This window comes from Variovorax beijingensis (assembly GCF_007828835.1).
Classification (GTDB): Bacteria; Pseudomonadota; Gammaproteobacteria; order Burkholderiales; family Burkholderiaceae_C; genus Variovorax; species Variovorax beijingensis_A.
This window is the reverse complement of the sequence record NZ_VIVL01000015.1, coordinates 63,850-85,124: the sequence shown is the minus strand read 5'-3', so window position 1 is coordinate 85,124 and position 21,275 is coordinate 63,850. Positions and strand designations below refer to the sequence as shown.

The following is a 21,275-nucleotide window of genomic DNA, read 5'->3' as shown; positions in this document are numbered from 1 at the left end:
GGAGACAACCATGTCGGAGAATCAAAAAATTAATGTCCGTTCATTCATCGATGAGCGGCCGGTCGGACGCTATCAAATCTTTATTATTATCCTGGTTTTTCTGGTCGTTGCATTTGATGGCATGGATGTCGCGATCATGGGTTTCGCTGCGCCGGAAATCATTCGGACTTGGGGCATTACAAAGTCGCAAATGGGCTCGATCTTGGGAGCAGTTTTCTTCGGCGTAGCGGCCGGCGCCCTCATTGCAGGCCCCATCGGCGACCGCTACGGCCGCAAGCTCATTCTGACCGCGAGCGTGTTCTGGTTCGGCCTGCTGACCTTGGTTTCCTCTCAGGCGGCAGACGTCAATACGTTGATCACGCTGCGGATCTTGACAGGCCTTGGCCTCGGCGCGGCATTGCCGAACGCTGTTACGCTGATTTCCGAGTATGCACCCATGAGAAAACGCTCGCTGATCGTCACGATCGTCTACAGCGGCTTTACTGGCGGGGCTGCCGTTGCCGGGCTGATTGCGGCATGGCTACTTCCGGCATTTGGATGGCGAGCAATGATCGCAATCGGGGGGCTTCTCCCGATCGCATTGGCCTTCGTCCTGGCCATGTGGCTGCCCGAATCGGTCGCATTTCTCACGCTGAAAGGAAAACGTCTTGCGGCGATCCCTAAAATTCTCCGCAAAATCGACAAAGGCTCCAGCGCCCTCTCGGATGCCACGTTTTGGATTCCGACGCCCGTTGATCAATCAAAGGGATCTGTCGCCATCTTGTTCACAAAAGCATATGCCATGGGGACTTTTTTGCTCTGCTTGGCGTATTTCATGGGCGTATGCGCCACGTACGTCATGGTCAACTGGCTGCCAGTCATTGCCAAGGACGCTGGTTTCACCCTCGGGCAGGGCGTGGTCATCACGTCCCTGATCACGCTTGGCGGCCCGATCGGATCGATCTGTATCGGTGCGATCATGGATCGAGTACGTCCGCACTGGGTACTGGTACCGACGTTTCTGATCGCTGGTGCATTCCTCGCCTCCCTCAGCGTCGCACCAAGAAATTTTGGTGCCTTGTGCGTATTGATGTTTGCCTTGGGGTGCTTCTTCCATGGATCAATGACTGGCTTGCAGGCGCTCTCGGCCATGTCGTTCCCAACGGCGGCCCGCTCGACAGGCATTAGCTGGATGCATGGCTTCGGCCGCTTGGGTGCTATTGCCAGCGGCTTTATCGGCGCAACCATGATGGGCTGGGGATGGGGACTCGGACAGATTTTCCTGGCGCTGGCGGTGCCGATGGTCGTCGCATCCTGCGCCGTCGCTCTTTTGGGCATGCGCAATGAGCGCACTCGTATTGGGCGTATCGAGATAGGTAACTCACAGGCACTCAGTTTGCGAACCTGACCCAGGCACCGGAGCATCGGCGCTGCGGTGAGCGAATGCCGCAGCGCCAGTATTGCAGGTCACCGCCAGAGGTAATAACCGAGGCCGCCTGCCCGGCAGCTCAGCCCAGAAGTGCTGCAAGTTTGCAGGCAATGCGGGCCTAATTGGACGCCTTTATGCAATGTATAGAGGAGGCATCAATGCATCGATCTGGATCACTCCAAGGCACCCAAGGACCCATTTCTGCCGTCCTACGCCGAGTCCATCTGCGGCTACGAAGCAGTGCGCGCGCTTGGCAAGCCAGAACATTCGACCGTCACATAGTCAGCGGGCGTGTTGATCTCTATCAGCTCTAGGTCATCAGACTGGCGAATGACGTTGTGCGCCACGCCGGCGGGCTGACTGAGGCAGGAGCCGGCAACGACGGTCACCGGTTCGGGCATGCCGTCAAACCTGAATTCGACCCAGCCTTTCAGCACGTACACGAAGTGCGCGGTCATGTCGTGCCAGTGCCAACCGGTCTCCTTGTCGAACGGCTGGACAGCGCGGATGTGCTTGGCGCTGATTCGACCCCCCGAAGCCTCCGCCATTCCGAGATCCCGGTACTCGACATTGGCGCGGGGGCCATCCCGATGAAAGCGGCTGTCCTCCAGAGGGGTGAGAACAAACTTGGATTTCGCCTGATCGAGCGGCAAGGGACCTTGGTATCGCGCAGTCTTGCTCATCGAATTTCCTTTCAGTTGATTGGTCAGCGAGTGCTGCCGAGATGCACGGCGCTGGCTTAGGTGCGATGGGCGGTTGGTCGGATCACACAGCAATCGGCGCCAGAGTCTGGAGCGCGCCCCCTTGCCGGGCCGAAGCGTAGGCCGCGTCCATGATCTGCATCATTGCCTCGGCGTCGTGCAATGACGCGATCGGCTTTGCACCTGTGCGAGATTCAGCAAGGACCCGCTTGACGAACAGGGGGTAGTAGGCGTCGGTGTCCAACTCGAGGCGCAGACTCCGGGTGCCGGCCGCCAGATGGGTTCGGTCGCGGAACTCGATCCGGTCGGGGCCCGATTTCGCGTACATGCGATCGGACGAAAGGGTGAACGAGAATTCGCGCTGTTCGTCCGGAGTGCTGGGGAAGCTGTATCCGGTCTCCACGAGTCCGATCACGCCATCTTCGGTCTGCATCGTCAGCAACGAATAGTCTTCAATCTCGCCTCGGTGCGTCCGGGCGTTCATGGTCGCTGCGACGCGCGTGACTTCCTTGCCGGTCAGCAATCTGAAGAGGTCAATGAAGTGCGTCGCGACATTGATCGTGGATCCGCCACCGGAAAATGCGGGATCGAGCGCCCAGCCTGCGCCTGCAGCTTCGTAACGGCCAGGCGGACCTACGATGAACCGGAAGGACATGTAGTTGAAGTCCGAAGGGATGCGACCCTCGGCACCGTGGAGCGCATTGAGCAGGTCGCTCATGCGGAAGATGAGCGGTACCGCGCAATAAAGATCGGCTTCCTCGGTCAGTTTCCGCAGCCGGGTCACCTGCGACATGTTGACACCGCAGGGCTTCTCCAGCGCAAATGGAATTCGCCGCGCGATCACCGCTTCGGCGAGCTTCGGCATTTCGGAATGCCGACCGAACACAAACGCGAAATCGACTTCCTCGCGCTCGAGCAGTTCATAGGCCGACGAATACAGCGTGCTGCCGAATCGCGCGGCAATGGCCTCTCCTTTGACATGCTCCGCGTCCGAGACGGCGACCACCTGAATCCCGGGCGACTCGAGCGCATCGAGATAGAGCGGGACATGCCAATGGCTGGCTTCCAGCAAAGCAACTTTCATGCGTGTTCTCCCCTCGCGCGGCGAGCCGCACGGAATGCAGCGGCAACCCTGCAAAGCCTATCCATGACATCTTCCTTTCATTGAGATGGCCACAACTGCGTGGTTTCGGGCCCGTCTGGCAGCGACTTCCCGTCAGGTCGGTAATCGAATCCAAGAAAACGCAGGGCGTGCAGTGCCTGCCCTTCATGCATGGGGCGTCCGCCTTGGGTGCGGCAACCGCGCGCATGGGCGGCGCGGCAAAGCGGCGTCGGCTCGGGCGCGTTGATGATGTCTACGACGACGCTGCCGGGCTCCAGCCGCTCGGGATCCACGGGCATGGCGTCCGTCGCGTTCATGCCCAGCGGCGTGGCATTGATGACGATCTCGAATCCGTCTGGATCGGGTGGGCCGGAACGTGTGCTGCAGCCGGTTGCGGCGGCGACGGAGGTGGCAAGTTCGTCGGCGCGGCGCTCGTCGACATCGAAAATGGTCAACGCCCGTGCTCCTGCGGAAGCGACTGCAAATGCGATGGCTCTGCCCGCACCTCCGGCGCCGACAAGAAGAACGGACTTGTTCGCCGGATGGTTCCCCTCCCACTGCATGCCGAGCACGCAACCGAGACCATCGAAGATGGCGCCGACCCAGCGCCCATCCTTATCGCAACGGATAACGTTGAGTGCGCCGACCTGGCGGGCCGTCGGATGGAGCTCGTCGACAAAAGCCAGCATCCGTTGCTTGTGAGGCATCGTGACCAGCACGCCGGAGAGATTGCCCAACGCCCGTGCACCGGTGACGAACGCCGGCAGGCCATCGTCCTTGACCACGAATGGGATGCACACCGCGTCTGCGCGCTGCTCGAAAAAGAGCCGGTTCAATAATTCGGGCGACTTGGCTGTCGTGAGCGGATCGCCCACCAGCCCGTAGAGCCGGGTTGTTCCTGTGACATGCGGCATCATGCTTTGGCCAGTGCTTCGGTATAGCGCGTGCGCACCTCAAGCGCCACGGCGGCAGGCGCCAGATCACGCAGGATCATGCGCTGGAAGGCTTCGCCGCAGATCTGGTTGAAGGTCGACTGGATGATGGAGTAGTTCACCATGCGGCCGCGTTTTTCCACCAGCGCCTTCCAGCCCAGTTGGTCCTCGGCTTCCGGCGTCTTGAAGTACGGGTCCTTGTAGGCGCTCGCGCGCGCCACCACTTCGCCGCCCCGCGCGGCGATCGCCTGAGCGGCGGGGCTGGCCATGAACTTGACGAACTCCCATGCACCGCCCTGGCGTGGCGAATGGCGGTTGATGCACATCTGGAAACCGTACACTGCGTGCTTGTCGTCGGGCTCCACCGAAGGGGCCGGTGCCCAGGCCAGGTCGTCGGCCACGGCGGCCTTCAGGCCACGGTAGCGGTACAGCCCGAAGGTGGCGGATGCCACCGTGCCCGCCCGCATCCCATCCTGGAGCTCGTTGTACGCGAACTGCAGGCTCACGGGCGTCGCCGCCTTCTTCTGGAACAGGTCCTTGACGATGGCGGCGGCCAGCAGCAGCCGCTTCTCGCTGAAGCCGATCTCGCGGCCGCTGGGTGCGAAGAACGGATCGCTGTTGCCCGCAACGATGGAGCTCACGATGAACTCCATGAACGCCTGCGCGCCGCCGATCCCGCCGCTCAGGCCGATAGGGACGCCGTAGGCCATCTGGTTCTGTTTGGTCAGCAACGGGCCGAGCGCGCTCACTTCTGCGTACGTGCGCGGCGGGGTCGCAATCTTCGCCTCGTCGAACTTGCTCTTGCGGTAGACGAAGATCGGGATGCGATAGTCCTGCTGCAAGCCCCAGATCTTGCCGTTGACGCGCGTCTGGTCCATCCCGATCAGCCAGTCCGTGGTGTCCACCTTGTCGCGCGCGATCAGCTCGTCGATGGCCAGCACCGAGCCGGTGGCCACGAACTCCGGCATCTGGAAGTTGTTCACGCGGATCACGTCGGGGCTGTCCGACTTGGCGCGCGCCGCGCGCACGCCGTTTTGCCCGGCGGGGTCCACCACCACGCGCACCTTCACGCGCGGCTGGCTGGCCTCGAAAGCCGCGATCATCTGCGTCTGCGCCGCCGCACGCGGGTCTTTGGTGTTGGCCGGGTCGAGAAAGGTGTCGTAGGCGATGGTCTCGGTGGTCTGCGCGAAGGCCCGGCCCGCGGGTGCGCCCAGCACCGCGGCCATGCCACCCAGGAAGACGCGCCGGCTCGTACGGGGCGCGGGTTTGTCTTCGTTCATGCTTGCTGGTTTCTGCTCGTTCATGTGGGTCTCCTGGTTTGAGTGCGCATGTTGGAGGTGCGCATGGGGTGGACTAGCCTTTGACGGCGCCGGCGGTCAGGCCGCTGATGAACCATCGCTGCGCGAGCACGAAGATGGCGACGATGGGAAGGGAGGACACCACGGCGTAAGCCATGACGTACGACCAGGTGATGCCGATGCTGTCGAACACCTGGTTGACCAGGGCCACTTGCAGCGTGCGGTGCGCGACCTCGGGCGCGAACGCGGCCACGGTGATGTAGTCGTTCCAGGTCGTGACCATGCCGATGACGGCGCTTGCGGCGATACCGGGCCGTACCAGCGGCAGGATGACCTTGGTGAAGGTCTGCCAGTGGTTGGCGCCGTCCACCTGGGTGGCCTCATCCAGCTCGCGCGGCACGGCGTCCACGAAGTTCTGCATGAACCAGACCGTCTGCGGCACCAGGCGCGCGGCCTGCACCACGATGATGACTGCCGCGTTGTTGAGGAGCCCCAGCGCGTCCAGCAGGAAGTAGGTCGGCACCAGCAGCGCAACGCCGGGGATCATGGACGTGGACAGGATCAGCAGCATCACGGTGCGCTTGCCGCGGAACTCGAAGCGTGAAGCCGCGTAGCCGGCGGGCGCGGACAGCAGGACCGCCAGCGCGACCGCACCGACCGCGTACAGCACCGAGTTGAACAGGTCGGAGCCGAAGGTCTCGTTCCGGAACACCGCCTTGTACGCCGAGAGGCTGGGCTCGGTAGGGAAGAAGGTGGGCGGGTAGGCCATGACGCTGGCCTCGCTCTTGAGCGAGGTGAATACCGCCCAGGACAGCGGGATCAGCACGACCAGGATCAGGGCGGCCAGCACCGCCCAGGACAGCATTTTTTCGGAACGACGGATATGCATGATGTTCAGCCCGAGACGCGGCCGGTGAGCCGCGTGTAGAGGTAGCCAAGGAAGAGATTGACCGCGAGCACCACGACGGAGATGACCGACGAGGGAGACAGGTCCACCGAGCGGAAGGCGCTGGAGAACACTTCGAAGCTCCACGTGGCGGTCGAGCCCAGCGGCCCGCCGCCGGTAAGCACCAGGATCAGCGTGATGAGCGTGAGATAGAGGATGCCCAGCGCCAGCGCGGTGCTGCCCAGCGTGGGCGCGATGTGCGGCCACACCGCGTGGCGCAGGCGCGCGCGCAGGCCGCCCCCGTCGATGTCGATCGCCTCGTACAGCTCGGCCGGGATGCTTTGCAGCGAGGCGCTCATCATCACCATCACGTAGGGGAAGGACCACCACGCGGTGACCAGGATGACGAGCACGAGCGCCAGCGAAGGATCGCCCAGCATCAGGCCGGGCTCCATGCCCATGGACCGCATTAGGTAGCTCATGGGCCCGTACGAGGGATTGAGCAGCCACAGCCAGAAGCAGCCCACCACGCCCATGGACAGCGTCCAGGGCAGCAACAGCAGGGTGCGCACGTACGCAGCGCCGCGCGCAATGTTCTGCAGCGCAAGGGCGCTGGCCAGACCCAGAGGCAGCACCACGGCCAGCGCGCCGAACACGTACAGCAGGGAGTTGAGGCTGAGTTCGAGGAAGGCGGGAGAGGTGATCACCGAGACGTAGTTCGCCAGGCCCACGCCTTCCACCACTTCATAGAGGCGCGTGCGGTGGACGCTCAGCCACAGCACCACGGCCGTGGGATAGAGCGTGACGGCGAGCAGCACGGCGACGGCTGGCGCGAACCAGGTGAAGCGCGCCCAGAAGCCCGGGGGCCGGGGGTCCGCCTGCGCCACGGCCGCAGCCTCCGCGTAGGGAATGGCATTCATGAAAACGACCTCTCATAGAACATCGTTCCAATGTAGTTGCTTGACTGCAAGGCGCCATGCGGGATATCCCGCGGTGCTGGGCCAAGTTAGGGTGCTACATTGGAACCCTGTTCTAAATATATGGAGATCTTCGTGGCCACTGGCGACATGATCGAACGCGTGCTGGACATCCTCACGCTGCTGGCCGACTACCCCCAAGGGCTGCCGATCAGCGAGGTCGCGCGGCGGCTGGACCTGCCCAAGAGCGCCGTGCACCGGCTGCTGTCCATCTTGGTCAGGCGTGGGCTCGCGGTGCAGGATGAGTACAGCCAGCGCTACCGCATGACCGTGAAGCTGGCCGCCATCGGCTTTCGCTTCCTCGCGGCCTCCGGCATCACGGAGATTTGCCAGCCCTCCCTGGACCGGCTCGCCGCGCGTACCGGCGAACTGGTGCGCCTGGCGTTGGTGGAAGACGATGCGCTGATCTGGATCGCCAAGGCCCAGGGTGCGCTGTCCGGGCTGCGTTACGACCCCGATATGGGCCAGCCCGTGGTGCTGCACGCCACGTCGACCGGCAAGGCCTGGCTCGCGACCTTGGACGACGCGCAGGCCGTGGCCCTGGTGAAGGCGCGCGGCTTCGTTGTGCCTTCGCGGTTCGGTCGGCCAGTCGTGCGCGACGAGGCCAGCCTGCTTGCCGAACTTGCACTGACGCGCGAGCGCGGCTATGGCACGTCCATCGAGGAAGGGGAGCCAGGCACGTGCGCAGTGGGTTGCGCCATCGTGGATCCGCAAAGCCGCCGCGCCATCGGCACCGTCAGCGTGGCCGGTCCGGTGGCGCGACTGCCACCGGAGCGCATCGCCGCCATCGCGCCGGACGTGCAAGCCACCGCGGCGGAGATCGCCGACCTGTGGCCGAGTCGCAAGGTGATGGAAGCCATGATGGGGATCACGCCGCTGAAAGTCTCCAATGGCTGAAGGCCTTCCGCGCCGGAAGCTCGCCGGAGTCTTGTCCTGCGCGTGCGCCGCACCAGGCGCCGCTTTCATTCACAGGCGTCCATCTTGCGCGGCCGCACGGGCGGCTGCGCTGTGTTTCCGAAGGGTCGGCCAAGTCGCGCCCAGCTTGCGCGAAGCCGTGCCCATCCCATTCAAGGAGCAAGAACATGCTAGCAGGTGAAGGTGCAGTGGCTATCTGGAACGACATCGCCGAGGCCGGGCGCGCAGAGTTCTACGCTTGGCATCTGCACGAACACATGCCCGAGCGCGTCGGCATTCCCGGCTTCGTGCGGGGGCGCCGCTATCGCGCTGCCGATGCAGCGACGCAGCCGGAGTTCTTCACCCTGTATGAAACCGCGAGCTTCCAGGTCATCCAAGGCAGCGACTACCTCTCGCGCTTGAACGAGCCTACGGAGTGGACGCGTGCGACCACCGCCCATTTCCAGACGACCACGCGATCACTCACGCGCGTGGTGGCCAGCCACGGTGTGGGCTCGGGTGGCGCGATGTTGACCGTGCGCTTCGACATCGCGGACGACACGGTGCGCGACGCGGTGCCGCGTCTCAGTTCGGCGCTGGAAGCCGCTGCGCGGCTGCCGCGCGTCAGCGGTGCGCACCTGCTGGGCTCGGACGTCGGCATGTCGGGCCAGCGCACCGCCGAAAGCAAGGACCGCAAGGACCTGCAGGCCCCGGCTCGCTGGGTGCTATTGCTGGAAGCCTGTGATCCCGGCGCCTTTGACGCGGCCCTTGCGCTGTTGCAACAGGCGACCGAACTGCGTGACGCGGCCGTGGGTCGCTATCTGCATGAATACACGAGGCTGAAAACCGCCTGGCAAGCGGGGTGAGGGATCACAACCTCCTTCGACCCGGCGTGCGCCCGGCGGCACGCGGCCGGCCGTGCACGACACCGGCTTCACTTTTTGAATGAGGAGACAAGATGGCAACAGTTGAGATCCAGGACGTCGCCAAGTCCTTCGGTAGCACGCAGATCATCCGCGGCGTGAGCATCGACATCCGAGACGGTGAATTCGTCGTGCTGGTCGGCCCGTCGGGCTGCGGCAAGTCCACGCTATTGCGCATGGTCGCGGGCCTGGAAGGCATCGACGGCGGCGAGATCCGCATCGGCGGGCGCCGCGTGAACGGTCTGCTGCCCAAGGATCGCGACATCGCCATGGTGTTTCAGAACTATGCGCTGTACCCGCATCTCACGGTGGCGGACAACCTCGCGTTCTCGCTGAAGCTGCGCCATGCGCCTCAGCAGGAGATCGAAGAGCGCGTGGCCCGGGCCGCCAAGATCCTGGGACTGGAGCCGCTGCTCACGCGGCTGCCCAAGCAGCTCTCCGGCGGCCAGCGCCAGCGCGTCGCCATGGGCCGAGCCATCGTACGCGACCCCCAGGTCTTCCTGTTCGACGAGCCGCTGTCCAACCTGGACGCCAAGCTGCGCGTGGCCATGCGCGCCGAGATTCGCGAGCTGCACCAGCGCCTGAAGGCCACCACCGTCTACGTCACGCACGACCAGATCGAGGCCATGACCATGGCGGACAAGATCGTGGCCATGCACGACGGCATCGTGGAACAGGTGGGTACGCCGCTCGACCTGTTCGACCGGCCGCGCAACGTGTTCGTCGCGGCCTTCATCGGCTCGCCGTCGATGAACCTGCTGCCTGTCAAGGTGAACGGCAAGGGGGTCGTGGACAACGCGGGCAACCACTGGACCGTGCCCGGCGTGCCGGCCACGAGCGGGCAGGCCCTCACGCTGGGCGTGCGGCCCGAGCACCTGCGGCTGGACGCCGAGGGCGTGGAGGCGCGCGTGCTGGTGGTGGAGTCCACCGGCTCGGAGACGCACCTCATCGTCGATGCGGGCGGCACCAAGCTCACATGCGTGCTGCGCGAACGCGTCGGTGTGCGCCCTGGCGACCATGTGCGACTGGGTGTGGACAGCGCGCATGTTCATCTTTTTCGCGCGGACTCCGGCGAACGGCTCGAGCCGTTGCACTGATCCTTGCAAGGATCGCAAGAGGCATGCGACTCGTCCGATTCAGTGCGCGCGGCCGGGACGAACATCGGATGACAGGCGTTCAGGGCGCTTTGCTGCAACAGGCCAGCGGCGCGCTGGGCTTGGTCTGGCGGCAACATCAGTCGACACAAGGAAACAGGCAAATGAACGGTATCCAGATCGAGCGCGCCAACAGCGCGACCGGCGCTTCTTCGACTTGCGACGAGATCCACGGGATCTTTTTCAACCGAGATGTGCTGAGCCGCTCGGACAAAGCGGCAGCGCATGCGAGGCTGGCCGCATGACCAGCCTGGAGCCGAGCGCCGTCGAGGCCGCCGCGCGCTACCTGCACGCACTTCAGTCGTCGGGTCGCTTCGGTGCAAGGCTGGAAGGTGGTTTGCGCCCGGCCACGCCGGAAGACGGTTGGCGCATCCAGCGGCGAATCAGCGAATTGCGCGGCAGCCCCGCCATCGGCTGGAAGTGCGGATTGCCCCCGGGCGATCGCTGGGTCGCCGCCGCGCTGCATGATGCCAGGCCATCGGGCGGTGTGGCTGCCGCGCCTGCCGGACCGACGGGCGCAGCGCGCATCGAACCCGAACTGGCATTCGAGCTCAAGCAAGGCCTGCCGCCACGGGCCTCCCCCTACACCCGCGCCGATGTCAACGCCGCCATCGGCAGTGTGCGGCTGGCAGTCGAGGTGCTCGGTTGTCGCTATGACGATGCTGCAGGCGCCAGTGGCCCTGAACTGATGGCCGACAGCCTGTGGCACCAAAGCGTGGTGCTGGGGCCGACCGTCGCCGTGGACTTGGCGCAGGAGCCATTTCCTGGTCCCTTCGAGATTGCACTCTCGGTGCAGGGCCAGGACGACATCACATTGGCAGCCAGCCACCCCAACGGCGACCCGCGCTTGCCTCTTTACTGGCTGGCCGAGTTTCTGCGCAGCCAGGGCATGGGTCTGGAGGTCGGGCAGGCCGTCATCACCGGCTCATTGGCGGGGGCGATCGACCTGCCGTTCAAGCGTCCCACCGTGCTTCGCTATGGCAACTTCGGCGAGCTTGCGCTGACGCTCGAGCCGCTTTGACAACGCGTCCTCCAACCTGATAGCTACTTCAAAAGCCAAAAGGATTCCTCATGCGTCTCGTTCGATTCGGCCCCCGTGGCTCCGAAAAACCCGGCCTCATTGATACACAAGGCACCTTGCGCGATTTGTCCTCCGTCGTAAGCGACATTCACGGGCCAACACTTTCACCCGAGAGCCTTGCCAGGCTGCGCGCCCTCGATACCTCGAGTTTGCCCGCCGTGCCTGCCGACACACGGCTCGGCCCCTGCGTCGGCCAGGTTCCGAATGTGGTTTGCATCGGCCTCAACTATTCCGACCATGCGGCAGAAACCAACACGCCGATTCCCACGCAGCCGATTGTCTTCAACAAGCACACCAGCGCGCTGGCTGGCCCCAACGACCCGGTCCTCATCGCACCCGGGTCGGGCAAGCTGGATTGGGAGGTCGAACTCGCTATCGTGATCGGTCGTCCGGCCTGGCACGTCAGCGAAGCAGAAGCGCTGCAATATGTGGCCGGCTATTGCCTTTGCAATGACGTGTCAGAGCGTGCCTGGCAAATCGAAATGGAAGGCCAGTGGACCAAGGGCAAAAGCTACCTGGGCTATGCGCCGATAGGCCCCTGGTTGCTGACGGCTGACGAAGTGCCGGACCCGCAGAACATCGACCTCTGGCTCGACGTGAACGGAACTCGCCGGCAGACCGGCAACACCCGCACGCAGATTTTCGGCGTTGCCACCATCGTGTCCTATCTCAGCCGCTTTATGGCGCTTCGGCCCGGCGACGTCATTCCAACCGGTACGCCGCCGGGTGTGGGCCTCGGCCAGAAGCCGCCTGTGTTCCTGAAGGACGGTGATGTCATGACCTTGGGCAGTGACCTGCTCGGCATGCAGCGCCAGCAAACCATTGCCTACAGCGACGCCATGGGCGCGGCCTGGCGCGCTGGCCAATTGCCTGCGCTTTGAGGCGGTTGCCTGCACGAGCGCAGGCCCGAGGGCGGCGGCGAGGATGGAAGCCGCATTCGCACGCCGGCGACCGTCGAGCCGGTGTACATGCCTAGCTTCTCGTCTGCCCGATACCGGCAGCCGGCCACGCCAGCATGGCAACGGCGATCATCCGGTCCATTTCGCTCCTCGTCGCACCCGCCTGCGGTAAATCCAAAACCGCTTGCATCACCCCGAGAAAATACCAAGCCAGCGCGGCGACATCGGCCCCCCGGGGCAGTTCCCCACCTGCAATTGCTTCCCGGAGCAGGTCCTCGAGCAGATGGCGCTGCTGACTCATCCCCGAGATTGCCGCTTTCCGTCCTTCCGGCGGCAGATCGACGAGCTCGGCACAACTACGTGCGAGCAGGCAACCCGGCGGGCGACGAGGTCCCGTGGGCAGCAGCCCGCGCAGCAGGGCCTCGAGCCGCGCACGCGAACTGCCGCCCTCGTGCGACTTCATCCTGCGCAGCACCCGATCCGTATAGGTTGCCAGTGCGGCCTGGAACAGGCCGTCCTTGTCCTGAAAACGCTGGTAAAGGCTCGAACGCGACAGCCCTGTCGCTTCCGTCAGCACATGGATCGTCGTCGCCGCGTATCCGTGACGCCAGAAGGCATCCACGGCCGCATCGATGACCGCACCTTCGTCGTACTGTGGCTTTCCGCTCATTTGAAGAAATCTTTGACAAGTTGGAATAATCGTTCCAAGATATATGGACCGCTCGTTCCATGATACTTCTCAAAGGCGCAGACATGCTTGATCGCTCGAACTCCAATCCCAGAAAAAGACCTCGGATCGCCATTGCGGGTGCAACGGGGCGCGTTGGCGCCAGATTGACGGCGTTGCTCGCCGACGAACCGGTCGACCTCGTGGCGCTGACGCGCCAATCCAGCCCAGCGCAACTGCCCGAAGGGGTGGCCATTTCCACGGTCGACTTCAAACGCGCGGAGACGCTCGACAAGGCCCTGCGAAGCGTCGACCGGCTCTTCATCGCGCATGGCACCTCCCTTGAACAGGTCGCCAACGAAATCGCGTTGATCGATGCAGCCGTCGCGGCAGGCGTTCGGCACATCGTCAAACTGTCTGCCCTCGGTCCTGCGACCCGACTTCTTCCCCTCGCTTGGCATATGCAGATCGAGGCGCACCTGGCACGGCAGCCGATCGCATCTACGGTCTTGCGGCCGACGGCCTTCACCCATGTGCTCAAGCGCGTGGGGCCGCACATCGCCACCGGTTCCTGGGCTGGCGCCGCGGGGAATGGCCGGGTGAACTTCATCGATACCCGCGATGTTGCCGAGGTGGCCCGCATCGCATTGATGGAGGAGATCGAGCCAACGTCGCAACGTGCGTACCACCTGTCTGGGCCACGTGCATGGACCATGAAGCAGGTGGCAGGGGAGTTGGCCCGCCTGCTCGGGCATCCGGTGACCTATGTCGACCGTTCGCCTGCCGAGCAGCGAGAGGCGCTGCTCGGCGCCGGACTTTCTGCCTTGGTAGCCGATCTTCTGGTTGGCCTCGACCAGATGTTCCGCGAGTCAACGATCGCCGAAACAACGTCGACGGTCGAGGAACTGACCGGCAAAGCTCCTCGCTCGTTGACCGAGTGGTTGATCGACAACCTCAGCGAATTTCGAGCCTGAACTCTCCGTTCCCCCGGCGGGAATCGAAACATCGGTCGCAGGCGCGCCGGGGCCCCGAGTTGGCCCACTGGCGCGAATCCGAAACGGCACCTGCGTCGGTGCGTGGGACGCATCGGCGCACTGCAGCCGGCGCGGAATGCAGGTGAACGAACCATCAGGTCAATCGCGACCAGACCCTTCGAAGGAGAAACACCCCAAATTTACGGGTTTTCCATAGGTAAATACAGATTTACTTTTAACGGAGAAGCGGCGTCTAATGGATTCCCATGTGAGCAGCGAGCGCGCTTCAGAGTCCGCCTTGCCGGTCCAAAAACCCGCGGCGACCCGCGCCACGGCTTTGCTCTCCGAACCGAAAGACCCAGGAAATGAACGCATCCAATCAGGCCATGTCGCTCGACGTCGTCATCGTCGGAGCCGGCTTCGCCGGCCTCTACCAGCTGTACCGCGCCCGCAAGGCAGGACTGACCGCCCGCGTGATCGAGGCGGGCGAGGACGTCGGCGGTACCTGGTACTGGAATCGCTACCCCGGCGCCCGATGCGACGTCGAAAGCCTCGACTACTCGTTCTCCTTCGACAAGGAACTCGAGCAGGAATGGACCTGGAGCGAGCGCTATGCGACGCAGCCGGAAATCCTTCGGTACATCCAACATGTCGCCGAGCGCTTCGATCTGGCGCGCGACATCCAGTTCCGTACACGCGTGACGCGCGCAGTCTTTGACGAGCAGCGAAAGCGCTGGACCGTGGGGACGGACGCTGGCGAATCGTTCGACGCGCAGTTCTGTGTTCTGGCCACCGGATGCCTGTCGATCGCCCAGGCGCCGGATTTCAAGGGCCTGCCCAGTTTTGCCGGCAAGTGGTACCACAGCGCCGATTGGCCCAAAGAGGGCGTCGACTTCACCGGCAAGCGGGTCGGCGTGATCGGCACCGGGTCCAGCGGCGTGCAGATGATTCCGCTGATCGCGGAGCAGGCTGGCCAGTTGACCGTGTTCCAGCGCACCGCCAACTTCAGCGTGCCGGCCCAGAACGAATCGCTGGACGAAGAGGCTGTTCGACATGCCAAGGCCCACTATGGTGAGCGGCGGGCCTGCGCGCGTGAAAGCAGCAACGGCCTCTATCTGGAGGCCAACGACAAATCGGCGCTGGAAGTTTCCGAAGACGAGAGATTGCGCGAGTTCGAGTTCCGATGGAAGGGCGCCGGTGGCGGGTTCCGGATGCTGCGCGCCTTCAACGATTTGCTGCTCAATGAAACGGCCAATGCGTACGCGGCCGACTTCGTGCGATCGAAGATCCGGGCGATCGTGCGCGACCCGAAGGTGGCGGAGCTGCTTTGCCCGAAAAAGGACCTGCGGTTCGGCACCAAGCGCCTCTGTGTCGACTCCGGCTACTACGAAACCTTCAACCGGCCCAATGTGACCCTGGTCGACGTGAAGGCTGCGCCGATCGAGGAAGTGACGCCGCGCGGGCTGCGCACCACCGAGGGTGAGCATGACCTGGACGTCCTCGTGTTTGCCACCGGTTTCGACGCCATGACGGGCGCGCTGCGCGCCATCGATATCCGTGGCATCGGAGGGCAATCGCTGCGCGAGCGATGGACGCACGGTCCGCGTACCTACCTGGGCATCTCATGCGCCGGATTCCCGAACATGTTCATCATCGCGGGGCCTGGCAGCCCGTCGGTGCTCAGCAACGTCGTGCACTCCATCGAAGAGCACGTTGATTGGGTCACCCGACTGATTCAGCATGCGCGCAAGCGCAACGCAGACCGCATCGAGGCCGAGGCCGAGGCGGAGAACGACTGGGTCCACCACGTCAACGAGGTGGCTGACCGCACGCTCTACCCACGCGGCAATTCATGGTACGTCGGCGCCAACATCCCCGGCAAGCCTCGCGTCTTCATGCCGTATGTGGGCGGCGTGCCCGCCTACCGCAAGATTCTCAAAGAGGTGGCCGAAAGTGGTTATCGAGGGCTCGTGTTTTCCTGAAGCACCTTGAACACACATTGACTTGCATCAGTCATGACGATTCAGAGACGCACACGGATGCAGGCCGCGGCCGTCGCTTTGGGTGCACCAGTGCGATGAGTGGCTCGCGTCCATCCGCAACCGCATGAACACTTCTCCTGCCATCGAACTGGATCCACAACTGCGTGCCGCCCTCGGCGAAGCAGCGAGGCTGTCCGAGTCCATCGGGCCACCTGCGCCTGGAATCGACGGCCTGCGCGAACATGCGGCGTGCAGTCGCCGACACTGGAACCAGGGCGGCCCCGATGTCCCGTACGGGGAGCGCACTGTCCCCGGACCGAGGCGTGAGATCCCCGTCGTCATCTACCGTCGGCAAGCCTCCCAGGCGCCCCTTCCGGTGTTCGTGTACCTGCACGGTGGCGGCTTCACGATCGGCGACCAGTGGGCCAACGACCGCCAGATGCGTGAACTGGCGCAGGCATGGGGAGGCGTCGTCGTCAGCGCGGACTACCTGCATGTGCCGGAGCACGTGTTTCCATCCGCCGTGGAGGAATTTGCGGCCCTGCTGTGCTGGCTGCATCGGCACGGCAACGCCTGGGGCATCGACGGCGAGCGCATTGCGATTGGCGGCACGTCGGCGGGGGCCGTGGTGGCGTTCGGCGCGGCCGTGGCGCTCGCCGGCCCCGGCTGGCTGCGCGCTGCCGTGGGGGTGGTGGGGGCATTCGCGGCCGATCCCGATAGCCCGTCGATGCGAAGCTATGGCGACGTGGGCCTGTTTCCAGCGGCCGCCGCGGTGGCGCCCATGTTCGCGAACTACCTGCCGGGGACCGGCGACCGGGATGATCCACGTGCGAATCTGCTGCTTGCGGATCCCGCGCTCTTGCCACCCACTTTTCTTGCGGCGGCCGAATACGATGTGTTCCGGGACGGGTCCACTGCACTGGCGCAGCGGCTACGAGGAGCCGGCCGGCTGCACGCCTGCAAGGTCTACCCAGGCATGTCGCACCTGTTCTTCGGCTTCAGCCGGAGCGTCGAACGCGCCTCGGAATGCGTGCTTGATATCGCCGCATTTCTGCGCGAGCGGCTGGGGGAGGCCGCGTGAGAACCCTCGACGTTGCCGCACTTCTTGGCTGGCCCTTTCGCGACGTGCATGTCGCGTACGCGCAGGAGCGGACCATGCTTCATGCGCTGTGTATTGGTTTGGGCGGTGATCCCTGCGACGAGCGGCAGCTGTGCTACGTCTACGAGCCGAGACTGAAGGCGTTCCCCACGCTCGCGCTGACTTTGGGTCTGACCGATGACGCCGGATTCCTGCACGACGAGCGCGTCGGGATCGACTTCTCTCGCATGCTGCACGGCCAGACCGGTCTGCGCTGGCACAAGCCCTTGGCTGCGGCCGGGGAGGTGACCAGCAGATTCGCCATTGAAGGCCTGTCGGACCGCGGAGTGCTCAAGGGCTCCTTGCTGCGCTTTTCCCGCACGCTCCGGGATCGCGCGACTGGCGACCTGCTCGTCACGGAAACCGGCGTGTACATGCTGCGCGGCAATGGCGGCTTTTCGTCTGGCCTTGACGCCGGCGAGCCATCCATGGCGCCGGTTCCCATCCCCGCGGGGCCTCGCAGCCAGTGCATGGAACTCGACACACTGCCGCAATCCGCCTTGCTCTACCGCTTGGCGGCGGGGGACCGCACCGGCCTTCATGCGAGCCCGGCGCTTGCGCGGCAGTCTGGCTTCGAGCGCCCGGTTCTGCAAGGGGGCTGCAGCTTCGGCGTGACCGCCCACGGCCTGGTGGCCATGTTGTGCGACTACGAAGGCGACCGATTGCGGGCCATGGACGCACGCTTCACAGCCCCGGTCTTTCCAGGCGAGCGCTTGAGGGTGGAGGTATGGCGCCAGGGGCCGCGCTCAGCGGCCTTCCGCACCACGTCGCTGCCCAGGGGCGTGGTCGTGCTGGACAACGGGACCTGCGAATTCGAAGCACCATGATTGATTCACTGGGTACATCATTTTTTTTAACTTTGAAGGAGAGCTTATGAACGTTTCGAAAGCCCTGGAGTCGCGATCCGCCGTCCGCGCATACTTGGACAAGCCCGTTCCCGCGGATCTGCTCGAGGAGATTCTCGTGGCCGCGGCCCGGTCTCCATCGGGGGGGAACCTCCAGCCGTGGAACGTATGGGCACTCACGGGCGATCATCTGAATCGGTTCAAGGCCACTGTCGCGGAGAGGGCGCAAGCGAACCCGATGGGGGAAGGCACCGAATACAAGATCTATCCCGACAATCTCGCGGAGCCGTACAGGACGCGCCGATTCAAGAATGGCGAGGATCTCTACCGCTCGCTCAACATTCCCCGTGAAGACAAGGCAGCGCGGCTCGGACAGTTCGCGAAGAACTTCGGCTTTTTCGGCGCTCCCGTCGGACTCATCTTCACCATCAACCGTCAGATGGAGCCGGGCCAATGGGCGGATCTCGGCATGTACATGCAATCCGTGATGCTTCTTGCGCAAGAACATGGATTGAGCACCTGCCCGCAGGAGGCCTGGGCGCTGTGGCACAAGACCATCCGGGAGTTCGTCGGCCTTTCCCCGGATCTCATGGTGTTCGCCGGCATGGCGCTCGGGTATGCGGACAACAGCCATCCCATCAATCTGTGGCGCAGCGACCGGGCTCCCACGTCGGAGTTCCTCACGATCCTGAGGTAGTGGACGTCTGGCATGAACAGCACCGGACCGCTTCACGGGTACCGCATCGTCGAGTTTGCAGGCAAGGGTCCGGGCCCTCTGTGCGGCATGTTGCTTGGCGACATGGGCGCGGAAGTGATTCGCATCGAACGGCCCGTCGAGCGGGGCGCAAGTCAGGCATCGGAAGACGCACTCGATCTCGTCAACAGGAACCGCCGTTCGGTGGTACTCGATCTGCGGCAGCCGCAGGCACGCACCGCCGCCTTGCGAATCGCAGCGTCGGCCGACGGGTTGATCGAGGGATTCCGCCCCGGAGTGATGGAGCGGCTGGGGCTCGGGCCGGACGAATGCCTGTCCGCCAACCCACGGCTCGTGTATGGGCGAGTCACGGGGTGGGGGCAGACCGGCCCGCTCGCCGCCCGCGCCGGACACGACATCAACTACCTCGGGCTCACCGGAGCGCTACATGCCATCGGCCCGCGCGACGGCGCTCCCGTTCCACCGCTCAACCTGGTTGCTGATTACGGTGGGGGCGCAATGTACCTGGCATTCGGTCTGGTGTGTGGTTTGCTCGAAGCGAAGCAATCCGGCATGGGGCAGGTGATCGACGTGGCGATGACGGACGCGGTGTCGAATTTGATGACGCCGATCCATGGGCTCCACGGGGCCGGTTGGTGGAAAGACAGGCGCGCGGCCAACTTGCTGGACGGAGGCGCGCCCTTCTATGGCGTGCACGAAACCCGCGACGGCGGATACATGGCCGTCGGACCCATCGAGCCCGCTTTCTTCACAGCGTTCATCCAGCGCCTCGGTCTGTCCGAAGACGAATTCGCCGACCGGATGAATCCAGCCAACTGGCCATCGCATGCGCTCCCGATCCGAGCCGCATTCCGACAGAAGACGCGTGCGGAATGGGAGGAAGTGTTTGCAGGCAGCGACGCCTGCGTCACGCCCGTGCTGTCGTTGAGCGAAGCGCCCAGCCACCCGCACAACCGGGCGCGTGGCACCTTTGCGGAGCTGGACGGCCTCGTGCAGCCCGCTGTGGCGCCACGGTTCTCGCGCACGCCCGGCACGCTGCGTTCAGCGCCGCCCAAACACGGCGCGGACGGACGCGCGGTCCTTGAAGAGGTCGGGTACGCACCGGAAGAGATCGACAGGATCCTCCAGCCGGTCTAGCCGTTCGGCATGAACGGCTTGCGTGCCAACAACTCCCCATTTGCGTGAACTGCCTGCCAGGCGCTGGTCGATGGGGCGCCGCCGCCTGGAAAGTGCCGCCGCATGGCCGCGGCGGCGGTTGAGACGCGACGTGCAGTCCGGGACAGAACATAACAGTGACGGCGTATTCAGTCCTTGATTGCCCGCCTGGACCCCTGACGAGGGCGGTCTCCTCCCTTTGGAAACTAGGTCCATCCACATATCTCTTGATCTGGATTAAAAATAAATGTACATTTATTTTTATGGTGCTCATTGCCCCGAAGTGACGGCGCAACCGCAGCCATGCCACCTGGTCTAACCAAGGAAAAATTTTGGAAGCATTCATCTACGACGCCGTGCGCACGCCACGCGGACGCGGCAAGGCCAACGGGGCGCTGCATACGGTCGCGCCGCTCGAACTTGGGGCGGCCGTCCTGAAGGCGCTGCCGCAGCGCGGCGCCTTTTCACCCGACCTGGTGGACGAGGTCATCTTCGGCTGCGTCGAGGCGGTGGACGATCAGGGTGCCAACTTGGCGCGCTCCGCCGTGCTGGAAGCCGGCTGGGGTGATTCGGTTCCGGGCTTCATGGTCGCAAGATTCTGCGGCTCTGCCCTGGATGCGGTGAACACCGGCGCCGCCAAGGTCATGTCGGGACAGGCCGACTGCATCGTCGCCGGCGGCGTCGAGATGAATTCTCTCGTGCCGATGCTGGTGGGCACCGGCGGCCCCTCCGTCAGCGACGTGTTCTTCAACGACCGCGTCATGCAAACACCGCAGGGCGTGGCCGCAGATCTGATCGCCACGCTCGAGGGGTTCTCGCGCGGCGACGTGGACGCGTTTGCCGCCGCCTCGCACCGCCGTGCCTACGAGGCGAAGAGCGCCGGCGCCTTCCGGCGCTCCATTGTCCCGGTTCACGACCGCGTGGGCCGCCTGCTGCTGGCCGAAGACGAACTCGTGCGCAACGACGTCACGGCCGAAAGCCTGGGCAAGCTGAAAGCGTCGTTCGCCGAGAGCGGCCAGAAGATGGGCTTCGATGCGACCGTCCGCTACCGCTACCCGCAGGTGGACCGCGTCGACCACATCCACCACGCGGGCAATTCGTCGGGCATCGCCGACGGCGCGTCGGCCGTCCTGATCGGCAACGAAGGCGCGGGCCGGAAGCTTGGGCTGGCGCCGCGCGCACGCATCGTGGCCACCGCCACCGCGGCCAGCGACCCTTGCATCATGCTGACCGCGCCTGTGCCGGCCGCCGTCAAATGCCTGGAGCGTGCGGGGCTGCGCGTTGAAGACATTGATCTGTTCGAGGTGAATGAAGCCTTCGCATCGGTCGTTCTCCATTTCATGCGCTACATGAAGGTGCCTCACGATAAGGTGAATGTGGTCGGCGGCGCCATTGCGCTGGGCCATCCGGTGGGTGCCACGGGCGGCATGCTGGTGGGAACCATGGTCGACGAACTGGAGCGCCGCAGCGCCAAGCGCGCGCTGGTGGTGATGTGCACCGGCCTGGGCATGGCGGTGGCGACCATTGTCGAGCGCGTCTGAACG

21 protein-coding genes are annotated in these 21,275 nt (G+C 64.4%); 14 read left to right on the top strand and 7 right to left on the bottom strand.

Annotated features, from left to right (window positions below; translation table 11 throughout):
- Positions 1-10: 10 nt before the first annotated feature.
- On the top strand, positions 11-1,387 hold the full coding sequence (locus tag FB547_RS29585) for an MFS transporter (RefSeq protein ID WP_145747192.1): 1,377 nt from the start codon (positions 11-13) through the stop codon (positions 1,385-1,387).
- Between the two features lie 251 nt (positions 1,388-1,638).
- Here the strand turns inward: FB547_RS29585 and FB547_RS29575 are convergent, their stop codons facing one another.
- The 6 genes from FB547_RS29575 to FB547_RS29550 all read right to left on the bottom strand — a co-directional run bounded on the left by FB547_RS29575 (position 1,639) and on the right by FB547_RS29550 (position 7,247).
- Positions 1,639-2,091, bottom strand: a complete 453-nt coding sequence (locus FB547_RS29575) for a cupin domain-containing protein (protein WP_145747191.1) — start codon at positions 2,089-2,091, stop codon at positions 1,639-1,641.
- Between the two features lie 82 nt (positions 2,092-2,173).
- Entirely contained in the window at positions 2,174-3,193 is a 1,020-nt protein-coding gene (locus tag FB547_RS29570; RefSeq protein ID WP_145747190.1) for a Gfo/Idh/MocA family protein, read from the bottom strand.
- A 77-nt stretch (positions 3,194-3,270) separates the two neighbouring features.
- Positions 3,271-4,128, bottom strand: coding sequence for a shikimate dehydrogenase family protein (locus tag FB547_RS29565; RefSeq protein ID WP_145747189.1), 858 nt, complete (start codon positions 4,126-4,128; stop codon positions 3,271-3,273).
- Positions 4,125-5,447: an ABC transporter substrate-binding protein gene (locus FB547_RS29560; RefSeq protein ID WP_145747188.1), complete on the bottom strand. Its 1,323-nt coding sequence runs from the start codon at positions 5,445-5,447 to the stop codon at positions 4,125-4,127. Before FB547_RS29560 ends, FB547_RS29565 begins: the two co-directional genes overlap by 4 nt.
- Positions 5,448-5,496: 49 nt before the next feature.
- Positions 5,497-6,330: a carbohydrate ABC transporter permease gene (locus FB547_RS29555; protein WP_145747187.1), complete on the bottom strand. Its 834-nt coding sequence runs from the start codon at positions 6,328-6,330 to the stop codon at positions 5,497-5,499.
- 5 nt (positions 6,331-6,335) lie between these two features.
- The gene (locus tag FB547_RS29550; protein ID WP_145747186.1) at positions 6,336-7,247 is read right to left on the bottom strand and encodes a carbohydrate ABC transporter permease; all 912 of its coding nucleotides are present in this window, start codon (positions 7,245-7,247) and stop codon (positions 6,336-6,338) included.
- A gap of 132 nt (positions 7,248-7,379) precedes the next feature.
- Between FB547_RS29550 and FB547_RS29545 the strand changes: the two genes are divergently transcribed.
- The 6 genes from FB547_RS29545 (at position 7,380) to FB547_RS29520 (ending at position 12,237) form a co-directional block, all read left to right on the top strand.
- On the top strand, positions 7,380-8,201 hold the full coding sequence (locus FB547_RS29545; RefSeq protein WP_209536940.1) for an IclR family transcriptional regulator: 822 nt from the start codon (positions 7,380-7,382) through the stop codon (positions 8,199-8,201).
- A gap of 185 nt (positions 8,202-8,386) precedes the next feature.
- Positions 8,387-9,064, top strand: coding sequence for a hypothetical protein (locus FB547_RS29540; RefSeq protein ID WP_145747185.1), 678 nt, complete (start codon positions 8,387-8,389; stop codon positions 9,062-9,064).
- A gap of 92 nt (positions 9,065-9,156) precedes the next feature.
- Positions 9,157-10,218, top strand: a complete 1,062-nt coding sequence (locus FB547_RS29535; protein ID WP_145747184.1) for an ABC transporter ATP-binding protein — start codon at positions 9,157-9,159, stop codon at positions 10,216-10,218.
- Positions 10,219-10,241: 23 nt separating this feature from the next.
- Complete coding sequence (locus FB547_RS29530; RefSeq protein ID WP_145747183.1) at positions 10,242-10,520, top strand: hypothetical protein; 279 nt, start codon at positions 10,242-10,244, stop codon at positions 10,518-10,520.
- Positions 10,517-11,296 (top strand): hydratase, encoded by a 780-nt coding sequence (locus tag FB547_RS29525; protein WP_145747182.1) that lies wholly within the window; start codon positions 10,517-10,519, stop codon positions 11,294-11,296. The genes FB547_RS29530 and FB547_RS29525 overlap by 4 nt, the downstream gene beginning before the upstream one ends.
- A 50-nt stretch (positions 11,297-11,346) precedes the next feature.
- Complete coding sequence (locus FB547_RS29520) at positions 11,347-12,237, top strand: fumarylacetoacetate hydrolase family protein (protein WP_145747181.1); 891 nt, start codon at positions 11,347-11,349, stop codon at positions 12,235-12,237.
- A gap of 91 nt (positions 12,238-12,328) precedes the next feature.
- Here FB547_RS29520 and FB547_RS29515 read toward each other — a convergent pair whose 3' ends face one another.
- A complete protein-coding gene (locus tag FB547_RS29515; RefSeq protein WP_145747180.1) occupies positions 12,329-12,925 on the bottom strand; it encodes a TetR/AcrR family transcriptional regulator in 597 nt (198 codons plus the stop codon).
- Between the two features lie 83 nt (positions 12,926-13,008).
- On the opposite strand from FB547_RS29515, the gene FB547_RS29510 reads away from it, so the two are divergent.
- The 7 genes from FB547_RS29510 (at position 13,009) to FB547_RS29480 (ending at position 21,272) form a co-directional block, all read left to right on the top strand.
- Positions 13,009-13,896, top strand: a complete 888-nt coding sequence (locus tag FB547_RS29510) for an SDR family oxidoreductase (protein WP_145747179.1) — start codon at positions 13,009-13,011, stop codon at positions 13,894-13,896.
- Between the two features lie 365 nt (positions 13,897-14,261).
- A complete protein-coding gene (locus FB547_RS29505; RefSeq protein WP_145747178.1) occupies positions 14,262-15,878 on the top strand; it encodes a flavin-containing monooxygenase in 1,617 nt (538 codons plus the stop codon).
- A gap of 124 nt (positions 15,879-16,002) precedes the next feature.
- On the top strand, positions 16,003-16,959 hold the full coding sequence (locus FB547_RS29500; protein WP_145747177.1) for an alpha/beta hydrolase fold domain-containing protein: 957 nt from the start codon (positions 16,003-16,005) through the stop codon (positions 16,957-16,959).
- A complete protein-coding gene (locus FB547_RS29495) occupies positions 16,956-17,843 on the top strand; it encodes a MaoC/PaaZ C-terminal domain-containing protein (RefSeq protein ID WP_145747176.1) in 888 nt (295 codons plus the stop codon). The genes FB547_RS29500 and FB547_RS29495 overlap by 4 nt, the downstream gene beginning before the upstream one ends.
- Before the next feature lie 46 nt (positions 17,844-17,889).
- Positions 17,890-18,558, top strand: a complete 669-nt coding sequence (locus FB547_RS29490; protein ID WP_145747175.1) for a nitroreductase — start codon at positions 17,890-17,892, stop codon at positions 18,556-18,558.
- Positions 18,559-18,570: 12 nt separating this feature from the next.
- Entirely contained in the window at positions 18,571-19,713 is a 1,143-nt protein-coding gene (locus tag FB547_RS29485; RefSeq protein ID WP_145747174.1) for a CaiB/BaiF CoA transferase family protein, read from the top strand.
- A gap of 350 nt (positions 19,714-20,063) precedes the next feature.
- Positions 20,064-21,272 (top strand): acetyl-CoA C-acetyltransferase, encoded by a 1,209-nt coding sequence (locus FB547_RS29480; protein WP_145747173.1) that lies wholly within the window; start codon positions 20,064-20,066, stop codon positions 21,270-21,272.
- Positions 21,273-21,275 lie beyond the last annotated feature (3 nt).

What these genes read in the sequence shown, in the direction of transcription:
- FB547_RS29530 (WP_145747183.1), top strand. Translation starts at nt 10,242, where the DNA reads ATGCGACTCGTCCGATTCAGTGCGCGCGGCCGGGACGAACATCGGATG.
- FB547_RS29485 (WP_145747174.1), top strand. Translation starts at nt 18,571, where the DNA reads ATGAACAGCACCGGACCGCTTCACGGGTACCGCATCGTCGAGTTTGCA.
- FB547_RS29540 (WP_145747185.1), top strand. Translation starts at nt 8,387, where the DNA reads ATGCTAGCAGGTGAAGGTGCAGTGGCTATCTGGAACGACATCGCCGAG.
- FB547_RS29490 (WP_145747175.1), top strand. Translation starts at nt 17,890, where the DNA reads ATGAACGTTTCGAAAGCCCTGGAGTCGCGATCCGCCGTCCGCGCATAC.
- FB547_RS29585 (WP_145747192.1), top strand. Translation starts at nt 11, where the DNA reads ATGTCGGAGAATCAAAAAATTAATGTCCGTTCATTCATCGATGAGCGG.
- FB547_RS29560 (WP_145747188.1), bottom strand. Translation starts at nt 5,447, where the DNA reads ATGAACGAGCAGAAACCAGCAAGCATGAACGAAGACAAACCCGCGCCC.
- FB547_RS29570 (WP_145747190.1), bottom strand. Translation starts at nt 3,193, where the DNA reads ATGAAAGTTGCTTTGCTGGAAGCCAGCCATTGGCATGTCCCGCTCTAT.
- FB547_RS29505 (WP_145747178.1), top strand. Translation starts at nt 14,262, where the DNA reads ATGAACGCATCCAATCAGGCCATGTCGCTCGACGTCGTCATCGTCGGA.
- FB547_RS29565 (WP_145747189.1), bottom strand. Translation starts at nt 4,128, where the DNA reads ATGATGCCGCATGTCACAGGAACAACCCGGCTCTACGGGCTGGTGGGC.
- FB547_RS29575 (WP_145747191.1), bottom strand. Translation starts at nt 2,091, where the DNA reads ATGAGCAAGACTGCGCGATACCAAGGTCCCTTGCCGCTCGATCAGGCG.
- FB547_RS29500 (WP_145747177.1), top strand. Translation starts at nt 16,003, where the DNA reads ATGAACACTTCTCCTGCCATCGAACTGGATCCACAACTGCGTGCCGCC.
- FB547_RS29510 (WP_145747179.1), top strand. Translation starts at nt 13,009, where the DNA reads ATGCTTGATCGCTCGAACTCCAATCCCAGAAAAAGACCTCGGATCGCC.
- FB547_RS29515 (WP_145747180.1), bottom strand. Translation starts at nt 12,925, where the DNA reads ATGAGCGGAAAGCCACAGTACGACGAAGGTGCGGTCATCGATGCGGCC.
- FB547_RS29535 (WP_145747184.1), top strand. Translation starts at nt 9,157, where the DNA reads ATGGCAACAGTTGAGATCCAGGACGTCGCCAAGTCCTTCGGTAGCACG.
- FB547_RS29520 (WP_145747181.1), top strand. Translation starts at nt 11,347, where the DNA reads ATGCGTCTCGTTCGATTCGGCCCCCGTGGCTCCGAAAAACCCGGCCTC.
- FB547_RS29550 (WP_145747186.1), bottom strand. Translation starts at nt 7,247, where the DNA reads ATGAATGCCATTCCCTACGCGGAGGCTGCGGCCGTGGCGCAGGCGGAC.
- FB547_RS29525 (WP_145747182.1), top strand. Translation starts at nt 10,517, where the DNA reads ATGACCAGCCTGGAGCCGAGCGCCGTCGAGGCCGCCGCGCGCTACCTG.
- FB547_RS29555 (WP_145747187.1), bottom strand. Translation starts at nt 6,330, where the DNA reads ATGCATATCCGTCGTTCCGAAAAAATGCTGTCCTGGGCGGTGCTGGCC.